Source organism: Verrucosispora sp. SN26_14.1, assembly GCF_004307965.1.
Taxonomy (GTDB): Bacteria; Actinomycetota; Actinomycetes; order Mycobacteriales; family Micromonosporaceae; genus Micromonospora.
Genome location: NZ_SISL01000223.1, coordinates 1 through 9,816, shown reverse-complemented (window position 1 = coordinate 9,816; position 9,816 = coordinate 1). Strand labels below are relative to the sequence as shown.

Sequence of the window (9,816 nt, the reverse complement as noted above, 5' to 3'; positions counted from 1 at the left end):
GAGAGGTCCCGGGTGGCCCGCACCAGCCGGCCGCCGAGCCGGTCGGCGAGCAGCGTCGAACCGGCCACCAGGACGATCGCCAACCCACCGAGGACGACCCAGGCGGTCCGGACGCCCCGGCGCAGGTCGGCCTCGGGCACGTACACCTCGACGATCACGGTGCGGCCGTCGGCCAGCACGGTGGGTTGCAGGTACGCGACACCGTCGCCGGCCGGGGCCAGCACCGACCGGCGGTCCCCGGCGGCGCTGCGTACCTGCGCGTCGGTGACGTGGGTGACGCCGATCGGCGCGTTGTCCGGCAGGTGCACGGCGAGCCGTCCGGCGCTGCCCGCCGTGGTGCTGGCCACCGCGTTGGTGAGCAGCATCGGGTCGGCGTCCATGCCCAGCACGGTGACCAGGGCGGTGGCCTGCTGGCGAGCTTCGCTGACGGCCCGGTCCCGGGCGATCTGCCCGGTGGCGATGGCCAGCGGCACCAGGAAGGCCAGCGCCACCATCGAGGTGATGGCGATGGCCAGCCGGTTCAGGGCCCACCTCATCGGGGTTCGACCATCATCACGCCGACCCCGCGTACGGTCCGCAGGAAGCGTGGCCGGGCGGCCGTCTCCCCGAGCTTGCGACGCAGCCAGGAGATATGCACGTCGATGGTCTGTTCCTCGCCGATCTGCGCCTGGTGCCAGACCTCGTTCATCAGCTCCCGGCGGCTGACCACCTGACCGACCCGCTCGGCCAGGTACGCCAGCACGTCGAACTCGCGTCGGGTCAGTTGCAGGGGTTGCCCGTGCAGTTCGGCCAGGCGTTGCCGGGGACGGATGGTCAGCTCGCCCACGGTGATCGACGGCGGGGTCTCGGTCGCGGTGGGCCGGGCCCGGCGGAGCACCGCGTCGATGCGGGCCAGGATGTGTCCACCGGAGAACGGCTTGGTCACGTAGTCGTCGGCACCGGCGCCGAGCAGGCTGATGATGTCGGTCTCGGAGCGGCGCGCGGTCGCCACGATGACCGGTACGTCGGAGACCGAACGGATCATCCGCAGCGCGTCGGCACCGTCGATGTCGGGTAGCCCGAGATCGAGGATGACCAGGTTCGGTCGCTCGGTGCTGACGATCCGCAACGCCTCGGCGGCGTGCCCGGCGGGCCGTACCACGTGACCGGCGTCGGTCAGCGCACGGGTGAGGGCGGCCGCGATGTTCCGGTCGTCCTCGACCAGCAGGATCATCGCCATGGCGTACACCATATGGGTAGATGAGACGATGTCTTCGTGCGATCTTCCTGGTGGGCGCCGATCACGGGATGGTGCGTCGCCACCGCGTCGAGCATCGTGCTCGCGTCGATGGCGATCCTGCCCGTGCTGCGGGAGCCGGTCGCCCAGGACCGGACGCTGAGTCCACCACCTGCGGCGGAGACGCCCGGACCGCCGACGCCACTGCCCTCGTCGGCACCGCCGCCGACGACGTCGGCGTCACCGCGACCCAGCGTGAGCCCGACCCCCACGCCGAGCGCCACGCGGGAGTCGGTGGAGAGCCGCCGCCCGACGACCAGACCGAGCCGGACCACGGCCCCGACCGTGACCACCGAGGACGGTTGGACGGTGACGGTGGGCGACGACGGCGTCCGCAGCTACGTCCGCTCGTTCCGGGTGGAGGGCGGCCAGGCGGTCGTCCGGATGACCTCGGCGGGCGTGGTCGAGCTGGTCACGGCGACCCCGGCGGACGGGTACGCGGTGCAGAAGGTGCAGAACTCGCCGGACAACATGGCGGTCTACTTCAACGCGCCGAACAGCAGCTTCATCATCCACGCGATCTGGTGGGACGACCGCCCGTTCGTGCAGGTGAGCAAGGTCGGCTCGTAGGGTCGGTGCCGCGCGGTCGCTCAGAACAGGGTGGTGGGCTCGACCGGGATCGGCTCGGGCAGGGGCGTCAGCTCGGGCAGGCGGGCACGGACCTCGTCGTGGAAGCGGCGGGCGAGCACCGGCGCGTCGGCGTTGTCGGGGGTGTGCACGAACATGGTGGGGGAGCGGCCCTCGCGCAGCCAGGCCACGGTGACGTCGACCCAGTGCTGCCAGCCCTCGACCGTCCGGTCCGTGTCGTCGCGGCCGAGGTAGCGCACGATGGGCCGGTCGGTCAGCGCGTGGGTGCGCAACGGCATCCGTGGCTTCTTGGTCCAGGCGTCGCGCTCGGCGTCACTGGTCGGCGGGTCGGCGAAGAAGGCGGTGGTGTCGAACGGCACCCATTCGGCGTCCGCCTCGTCGAGCGTGGTCTCCAGCAGCCGGACCGCGTGCGGCTCGGTGAAGAAGGCGGGATGGCGGACCTCCACCACGGCTCGGTGGGTGGCGGGCAGCCGGCGCAGGAAGCGGGCCAGCGTGGGTACGTCGTCCGGGCCGAACGAGCCGGGAAGCTGCACCCAGAGGGCGTGGGCACGCGGGCCGAGCGGTGCCATCGCGTCCAGGAACACCCGCATCGGCTCGGTGACGTCGGTGAGCCGGCGCTCGTGCGTCACCAGTTTGGGCAGCTTGACCACGAACCGGAAGTCCGGGCCGGTCTGCTGCGCCCAGGTGGCGACGGTGTCCCGGGTCGGGGTGGCGTAGAACGTCGTGTTGCCCTCGACCGCGTCGCACCACCCGGCGTAGTGCCGCAGCCGTTCGGAGGTCGGCAGCGGGTGGGCCAGCAGCCGGCCCTGCCACGACTTGTGCGTCCACATCGCACACCCGACGTGCAGCCGCATACCGCCGACTCCTTCCTCCGCCCCTGGCCCGGCGACAGTGCGGGCACCCGGCCGGGCTTGCTGCGCGGCCCGGTGCGGCGCGACCCCGGCTTGACGTACCGTAGCCGGGTGTCCGTTGGCCGGCCGCGTCAGCGGGCCGGGCCGGCGGAGTCGCCCGGGGCGAGGGACGCGATGAAGTCGAGAATGCGCTGGTTGACCAGCTCGGGACGTTCCAGCGGCAGCCCGTGGCCGGCACCGGTCACGATCTCGGTGCGGACCGAGGGGATCAGCTCCGCCGCCCGGGCCGCCGCCCGACGGGGATCCAGCAACGAACTGCGCCCGGCCAGCAGCACCTGCACCGGCACGCGGATCGCGCGCAACTCGTCGTCGTCGAACCGGCGAGCTGCGACCGGGCGGCCCGACCGCCAGTGCCGGGCTGCGATCATGATCGGGGCCAGTTGCTCGGCGGACTCGACCAGGGCATGGTTGGCCAGCCGCTGGGCGAACCAGGGCCGGGTGCGCCGGGGGGCCAGTGTCGCCAACGCTCCGGCCAGCATGTTCGCGTAGAACCTGAGTGGCACCTTCTCCAGGCCCCCGGGATCGAGCAGCGTGACCGAGGCCAGCCGGTCGGGCCGGTGCAGGGCCTGGGCGAGCGCCAGGAATCCGCCGTAGGACAGGCCGACCAGGTGGACGCCGTCCAGCCCGAGTGCGGTGAGCGTCTCGTCGAGCCAGGCGGCGTTGTCGGTCGTACTCGGCACCGGTCGGCGTTGCACGCTGCGACCTGGGTCGTCGACGGTGTCCACCGCGTAGACCCGGTGGTGGACACCGAGCGGGGCGACCTGCGGATACCAGTTGCTGGAATTGCCCTGAGCGCCGTGTAACAACACGATCGGCTCACCCGTGGCGATGCCATGCTGGTGCACGTGGACGGTGCCGAACCGCGTCTCGACGTCCCACTCCTGTCGAGGGTGCGGCCATGCGCCCATCGCCACCTCATAGGCGGCGAGGAACCTGCTCCGTGCCTGGTCGCTGGTGAACCGTCCGATGCCTGGCGTCGCTCGCACGTCGACCTCCCCGTTTTGGTAGTACGATCGTACTACCAAAACGGCTGACAAGGGGTGCCACGATGCCGAGACTGTCCGACCGTGACGCGCGCCGAGGCGAGATCCTGGCCGCGCTGCTGCGGATCGCCGGCGAGCGTGGCCTGCACGCCGTGAGCATGCGTACGGTGGCCGCGCAGGCGGGCGTCTCGGTGAGCACCGTGCAGTACTACTTCCGGACCAAGGAGGAGTTGCTCTTCGCCGGGCTGCGGCACCAGGCCGACATCGTGGGTCGGCGCGCCGTAGCCGGGATGCCGGTCGACCCGGCGGAGCACCCACGGGACAGCCTGCGTGCCTGGCTGGTTCAGTTCGTTCCCGTCGATGCCGAGCAGCGTGCCGCCTATATCGTCTTCGCCGCCTACCACGCCCTGGCACTGACCGACCCGGCGCTGGCCGAACTCTCCTACAGCCGCGACTCGGTCCAGCTGGAACGCGCACTATGCGAACTGGTGGCCGCCGCCCAGCGCTCAGGTGCGGTGCCAGCCGAGCGGGACGCGGACGCCGAGGCCGGCAACCTGCTCGCCCTGGCGACCGGCCTCGCCGACAGCGTCATGGCGGGCATGCGGAGTCCCGAGACCGCCATCGCGCTGTTGGACTACCAACTCGACCACGTCTTCCGCACGCCGTCGGCGGGCTCGGTCGGCTAGCCGTCGCCGTCGGTGCGGTCGACGGTGAGGCTGGAGACGCCGGAGGTGGCGTCGATGTCGTAGCGGTCCGTGGCCGACTCCCACTCCGGCGGCGTCAGCACAGTGCCGCCGGCCACGCCGGACTGGGTGGATCCGTCGACGGTGACCGAGCCGGCGCCGCCACCCGCGCGTACCCGCACCGGGGCGTCACCGGCCAGGCGGACGACGACCTGGTTCGCGCCGCCACTGAGGACGGTCCGCTGAGTGCCCTCGGCCGGCGGCAGGGTCAGCTCGATCCGGCTGGCCCCGGCGGTGAACTCGACGTCGCCGAGCTGGGCGCCCCGCAGGTCGAGGTGCTGCTCCTTGGCGCCGCCGCCGAGCCGCAGGTGCCAGCGTACGGAGTGGTGCAGCACCACCTCGACGATGGCCGGCCCGTCCTGTCCGGTGCCGCGCAGGCTGGTGAGTATGTTGCCGTCGGCGAGCGAGACCGCGGGCCGTACGCCCGAGTCGCGGGACGTCGACACCCGGTACGCGTCCCCGCCGAGGTCGTCGGTGCGCAGCCGGACCACGTCGGCGCCGTCGAGCAGGACGAAGGTGGCCTCCCGCAGGTCGTCGGCGCTGCCGGTGACGACGTGCCCGGCCCGGCCGTCGCCGCGCACCGTGACCCAGGTCCAGGCGGAGACCAGCACCACCACCAGAACCAGCAGTGCCCCGCCGAGCCACCACCAGAACCGTCGCCCGTCGGTCGCTTGAGCGTTCTCCACGTCGCCTCCCGTGCCTCGGTGACCGCAGGGGGCTACTACCCGCCCGGCCCGTCACCGACTCTTACGGCTGCGACGGCGCGTGGGCTCACCGCCGACGGCGGTGAGCCCACAGGTACCGCTTGCGGTCAGGCGCGGGACCACTTCTGGTTGGCGGTGCCGCCGCAGTCCCAGAGCTGCAACCGGCCGCCGTTGTTCGGGTTGTTCTCCCGGACGTCGACGCACCGGTTCGCGCTGAGGTTCACCAGGTCACCGGCGGGGCTGAGGGTGAACCGTTGGGCCGGGTTGCCGTTACAGGTGACCAGGTTGACCTCGGTGCCGTTGGCGGTGCCTGCCCAGGCCGGGTCCATGCACTTGCCCATGGCGCGGACGGTGCCGTCGGCGGCGAAGGTCCACGCCTGGGCGGCGGTGGTGTTGCAGTCCCAGATCTGCAACGGCGCCCCGTCGTACGGGTTGGCGCTGGGGATGTCGATGCACCGTCCACTCTGCTGGCCCCGGATCCGGGTGGTGCCGGTGTTGCCGTCCGGGACGTAGCCGTAGACCCGCACGTAGTCGACGAGCATCTGCTGCGGGAACTGGGTGCTGCCGTCCGGGTAGCCGGGCCAGTTGCCGCCCACCGCGACGTTGAGGATCATGAAGAACGGGTGGTCGAAGACCCACCGGTTGCCGCCGAGTCGGCTCGGGTCGACGCGGAAGAACTCCTGGCCGTCGAGGTACCAGCGGATGCTGTTCGGTTCCCAGTCGACCCGGTAGGTGTGGAAGGCGTCGGCCAGCGGCTGTCCGATGACGCGGCTGCCGGTGATCCCGCCGCCGCCGGAGTAGCCGGGCCCGTGGATGGTGCCGTGCACGGTGTTCGGCTCGCGACCGACGTTCTCCATGATGTCGATCTCGCCGGAGGCCGGCCAGCCGACGTTGCCGAAGTCGCTGCCGAGCATCCAGAAGGCCGGCCAGATGCCCTGACCGCGAGGGATCTTGATGCGGGCCTCGAACCGGCCGTACGCCTGGCTGAAGGTGGCGGCGGTGAGCAGTCGGGCCGAGGTGTACTCGCACCGGCCGTAGTGACACTGGTAGTTGGCCGGGTTCTCCCGGCGCGCGGTGATGACCAGGTTGCCCTGCCCGTCGTGCACCGCGTTGCTGGTGCTGTTGGTGTAGTACTGCCGCTCGTTGTTGCCCCAGCCGTGGCCGCCGATGTCGAAGCGCCACTTGGACTGGTCGACCGGCGTACCGGCCGGGGCGTTGAACTCGTCCTGCCAGGTGAGTCCGCCGATGGCGGCGGCGGCCGGTGCGGCGGTCACGGGGACGACGAGCATGCTGGCGACGACGGCCGCGGCGAGGGCGGCGGCTGTCCGTCGAAGCCTTCGGGAGATGGTGGACACGATGGTCTCCTTGGGGTCTGCGGATGAGGCTGGCGCCCCGGCGAGGAGGGGAGAGCGCTCTCCATATCGCAGTCTGTCGATTTCAACAGAATTAGTCAAGGTTGTTAACAGCGATCATGGAGCGTGACGACGCTCGGTGATCGTCAACTTTGGGTTGACGACTGCGGGTCGTCAACCTATGGTTGACGCATGACGAATCCGGTCCAGATGAACAATCCCGTCCGGCTCGACGACCTGATCCAGGCCATCAAGCAGGCCCATCCCGACGCGCTCGACCAGCTCACCGACGCGGTGATGGTCGCCGACCACATCGGCGAGGTCGCCGACCATCTCATCGGTCACTTCGTGGACCAGGCCCGCCGCTCCGGCGCCTCCTGGACCGAGATCGGCCGCAGCATGGGAGTGAGCAAGCAGGCCGCGCAGAAGCGCTTCGTGGCCAAGAGCGACGCCGGGCCGATCGACCCGCAACAGGGGTTCAACCGCTTCACCCCGCGCGCCCGCAACGTGGTGATGGCCTCGCAGAACGAGGCCCGCGCCGCCGGCAACGCCGAGATCGGCCCGGCGCACCTGGTGCTCGGGCTGCTCGCCGAGCCGGAGGGCCTGGCCGTGAAGGTGCTGGCCGCCGAGGGCGTCACGGCCGGGGCGGTACGCGAGGCGGCCACCGCCGCGCTGCCGCCCTCCGTCGGCGAGGTCCCGGATCTGATCCCGTACGACGCGGCCGGCAAGAAGGCGCTGGAACTGACCTTCCGCGAGGCGCTGCGCCTGGGGCACAACTACATCGGCACCGAGCACATCCTGCTGGCGCTGCTGGAGCAGGAGGACGGCGAGGGCGTGCTCACCGGCCTCGGTGTGGAGAAGGCCGCCGTGGAAGCGGGCACCGCGGCGGCCCTGGCCAAGGTCCGGGTGTTCGAGTAGCGGATCAGGGCGCGGTGGGGAAGCCGTACCGGGCGGCGTGCTCCGGGTCCTCCGGCTCGATCTGGCGCAGCCCGGCGTCGGCGAGGCGCTTGTTGACCTCGTCCAGGTGCTCACGCACCAGTCGGGCCTCCTCCTCGGTGACCCGCCCCCGGTGCGGCTTGCCGGCGTGGTCGATGGTGCCGTAGTCGATCTTCTCCGGGGCGCGTCGCGCCTTCGGTGGGCGTACCCGCTCGGCGGTCTTGAGCAGTTGTGCCATCGGCATGTCGGTGGCCATCGCGTCGAACTCGCTCGCGGTCAGCACCACCCGGCGCGGCTCACCGTTGCCGTGCCGGTCGTGGATCTCGACCACCGCCACGTCCAGCGCGGCGTCGTCGATGTTCTCCACCTCCACCGGCGTCGCGTCCAACTGCACGGGCCCGGCCACCAGGTCAGGATGCTCGACGACGACGACGCGGACCGCCTCGTCGTCGGGACCCAGCACCGTGCCGCTGAAGTCGGAGACGCGGATCGTCTTCTTGCCCATGTGCGCAGTTGCTCCCGTCGTGGCCTGTCGGAGGACCAGCAGACGTTACCCGACAGGTGTGCGAAAGGACGCGCTGGCTCGCCGGGCCGGCCCGGGTGCCGGGGGCCTCAGAGCGTGTTGAGGTGGCGGCGGGAGGAGTAGCCCGCCGGCAGTTCGTTGAGGTCGTGCCAGGAGAGGGCACCGAGGCCGGCGCGGTGACCGCCGTAGGAGAGCTGACCCGGGAAGTGTTCGGCGCACCGTCGTATCCGTCGGGTGTCCTGCGCGGAGCGGTCGTTCGGCTGAATCGGCATGTCCCCCACCGTTTCAAAGAAAGTTGTCCATGTATGGAAATGGATATGACGGTCGATCGATGACCCGGGTTCCCGGCCGAGGCGTTGGTCACCCGATCGGTACCACCGCGCCCAGTGCCCGACGTACCGTGATCGGCGGAGGCCGGAGCGACGGTGCGGAGGTGGGCGATGCTCGACCGGCGGCTCCACCTGCACCTGGCGACCTGGCTCGGGCAGTGGCCGGCAGGTCCCGGGCTGCACGTGGTCTGCTCCACCCGGCGCGCCCGCCCGGCCTGGGACGGCCGGTTGCGGCCGGCCGTCGCGGTCACCGCCGGCACGAGCACCGTGCTTTCGGTGGCCCCGGACCGGGTCGCGGCGGTACGCGACCTGGCCCGGCGGCCGGAGTCGCTGCCGGACGCGTTGCCGGCGGCGGTCGGTCATCCCGGCTGGGTGGTACACGACGACGTGTTCCGCTGGAGCGTCGCTCCCGCGCCCCTGCCCGACGTCGGTGAGTGGGTGCCGCCCGGTTCCGCCGGCCTGCCGTCCTGGTTACGCCTGTTCGACCGGCCGGTCCTGGTGGTGCGGGACGTGCGGGGTCGTTACCTGGCCGGCGTCGGCGTCAAGCGGCACGACCGGCACGGGCACGAGTTGGCGGTGGGTACGCAGCCGGCCGCCCGGGGGCGCGGACTGGCCCGGCGGTTGGTGGCCCAGGCCGCGCGTCGGGTGCTCGCGGACGGCGCGGTGCCGACCTATCTGCACGCCCGGGACAATGCCGCCTCGGCCCGGGTGGCGGAGGCGGCGGGTTTCCCCGACCGGGGCTGGCGGTCGTACGGCGTCTATCCGGGCTGACGGTCGACCTGACGGCAGGGCGCGGACCGTGGATCCCGGGCCGGATCCACGGTCCGCAGCCTCCCCCCAGGCCCATGTGCGGCTCGATGTGATCACGCTACGTATCTGAGTGGTGGTCGGCAAGTAGCCACCGCGTGGTCTGCGGTGTCGAAAAGTGGACTTGACCTGCCCGGACGCATCGATGTGGATCGGCTGCGGGGTGACTCAGCGTGTGGTTTCGGCGTGCCCGGTCAGGCCCAGTGCCTCGGCGGCGGCCCGCCCGTTGGCGTGGCTCGCGCCGAAGGTGGTGACGAACGCCTGGACGCCGGCCGGTCGCCACGCGGCCGGCCACCCCATCTCGACCACCGCCACCGGATGCGTGGCGGCCAGCGCGGCGGCGAGTTCCGGGCCGCCGGGCAGCCGGTGCAGGTGGCGCCCGACCAGCACGATCGGGCGGGTGCCGGCACGGCGGCGCAGCGCCTCCGGGTCGGCCTCGGTGGCCACCACCCGGATCTCCTCGGTGCCGTCGAGGTGCGGGCCGAGCCCCCACGGCACCCGTCCCTCGGCGACGGTGGAGCGGGCGTGCACCTGCACCACCAGTGGCTGGTCCAACCCGGCCAGGACGCCCTCCACCCGGACCGCCCGGCGCGCGGCGGCGTACCCGAGGTCGGCGGGGACGGTGACCTCGGACCGCGCGGTCCGAGGTCACCGTCCCCGCCGA

The 9,816-nt window shown here is 71.9% G+C and carries 11 protein-coding genes and 2 pseudogenes; 4 read left to right on the top strand and 9 right to left on the bottom strand.

The window, feature by feature from the left end; all coding sequences use genetic code 11:
* Together EYA84_RS19350 and EYA84_RS19345 are read right to left on the bottom strand one after the other, a co-directional pair.
* Positions 1-536: pseudogene (locus EYA84_RS19350) on the bottom strand (two-component sensor histidine kinase); the annotation flags it as partial.
* Positions 533-1,219 carry a response regulator transcription factor gene (locus EYA84_RS19345; protein ID WP_131054452.1) on the bottom strand — a complete coding sequence of 229 codons (687 nt, stop codon included), beginning with the start codon at positions 1,217-1,219 and terminating at the stop codon, positions 533-535. The pseudogene EYA84_RS19350 and the gene EYA84_RS19345, both read right to left, overlap by 4 nt.
* 108 nt (positions 1,220-1,327) lie before the next feature.
* On the opposite strand from EYA84_RS19345, the gene EYA84_RS19340 reads away from it, so the two are divergent.
* Positions 1,328-1,846, top strand: coding sequence for a DNA mismatch repair protein MutL (locus EYA84_RS19340; protein ID WP_394347591.1), 519 nt, complete (start codon positions 1,328-1,330; stop codon positions 1,844-1,846).
* 20 nt (positions 1,847-1,866) lie between these two features.
* On the opposite strand, the gene EYA84_RS19335 is transcribed toward EYA84_RS19340, so the two are convergent.
* A complete protein-coding gene (locus EYA84_RS19335) occupies positions 1,867-2,694 on the bottom strand; it encodes a DUF72 domain-containing protein (protein WP_201272427.1) in 828 nt (275 codons plus the stop codon).
* Between the two features lie 152 nt (positions 2,695-2,846).
* Positions 2,847-3,761 carry an alpha/beta fold hydrolase gene (locus EYA84_RS19330; RefSeq protein ID WP_236145850.1) on the bottom strand — a complete coding sequence of 305 codons (915 nt, stop codon included), beginning with the start codon at positions 3,759-3,761 and terminating at the stop codon, positions 2,847-2,849.
* Positions 3,762-3,823: 62 nt separating this feature from the next.
* Between EYA84_RS19330 and EYA84_RS19325 the strand changes: the two genes are divergently transcribed.
* A complete protein-coding gene (locus EYA84_RS19325) occupies positions 3,824-4,444 on the top strand; it encodes a TetR/AcrR family transcriptional regulator (RefSeq protein WP_131054449.1) in 621 nt (206 codons plus the stop codon).
* Here the strand turns inward: EYA84_RS19325 and EYA84_RS19320 are convergent.
* Complete coding sequence (locus EYA84_RS19320; protein WP_131054448.1) at positions 4,441-5,187, bottom strand: hypothetical protein; 747 nt, start codon at positions 5,185-5,187, stop codon at positions 4,441-4,443. The genes EYA84_RS19325 and EYA84_RS19320 overlap by 4 nt on opposite strands.
* Positions 5,188-5,312: 125 nt before the next feature.
* The gene (locus EYA84_RS19315) at positions 5,313-6,560 is read right to left on the bottom strand and encodes a glycoside hydrolase family 16 protein (RefSeq protein ID WP_176092892.1); all 1,248 of its coding nucleotides are present in this window, start codon (positions 6,558-6,560) and stop codon (positions 5,313-5,315) included.
* A gap of 189 nt (positions 6,561-6,749) precedes the next feature.
* Here EYA84_RS19315 and EYA84_RS19310 point away from each other — a divergent pair, with 189 nt between their 5' ends.
* Positions 6,750-7,475: a Clp protease N-terminal domain-containing protein gene (locus EYA84_RS19310; RefSeq protein WP_131054447.1), complete on the top strand. Its 726-nt coding sequence runs from the start codon at positions 6,750-6,752 to the stop codon at positions 7,473-7,475.
* Between the two features lie 4 nt (positions 7,476-7,479).
* On the opposite strand, the gene EYA84_RS19305 is transcribed toward EYA84_RS19310, so the two are convergent.
* Both EYA84_RS19305 and EYA84_RS19300 read right to left on the bottom strand, forming a co-directional pair.
* Positions 7,480-7,998 carry a hypothetical protein gene (locus EYA84_RS19305; protein ID WP_131054446.1) on the bottom strand — a complete coding sequence of 173 codons (519 nt, stop codon included), beginning with the start codon at positions 7,996-7,998 and terminating at the stop codon, positions 7,480-7,482.
* Between the two features lie 107 nt (positions 7,999-8,105).
* Positions 8,106-8,288 carry a hypothetical protein gene (locus EYA84_RS19300; protein WP_131054445.1) on the bottom strand — a complete coding sequence of 61 codons (183 nt, stop codon included), beginning with the start codon at positions 8,286-8,288 and terminating at the stop codon, positions 8,106-8,108.
* Between the two features lie 168 nt (positions 8,289-8,456).
* Here EYA84_RS19300 and EYA84_RS19295 point away from each other — a divergent pair, with 168 nt between their 5' ends.
* On the top strand, positions 8,457-9,116 hold the full coding sequence (locus EYA84_RS19295; RefSeq protein ID WP_131054444.1) for a GNAT family N-acetyltransferase: 660 nt from the start codon (positions 8,457-8,459) through the stop codon (positions 9,114-9,116).
* 204 nt (positions 9,117-9,320) lie between these two features.
* On the opposite strand, the pseudogene EYA84_RS19290 reads toward EYA84_RS19295, so the two are convergent.
* Positions 9,321-9,770, bottom strand: a pseudogene (locus tag EYA84_RS19290) (glycoside hydrolase family 3 protein); the annotation flags it as partial.
* Positions 9,771-9,816 lie beyond the last annotated feature (46 nt).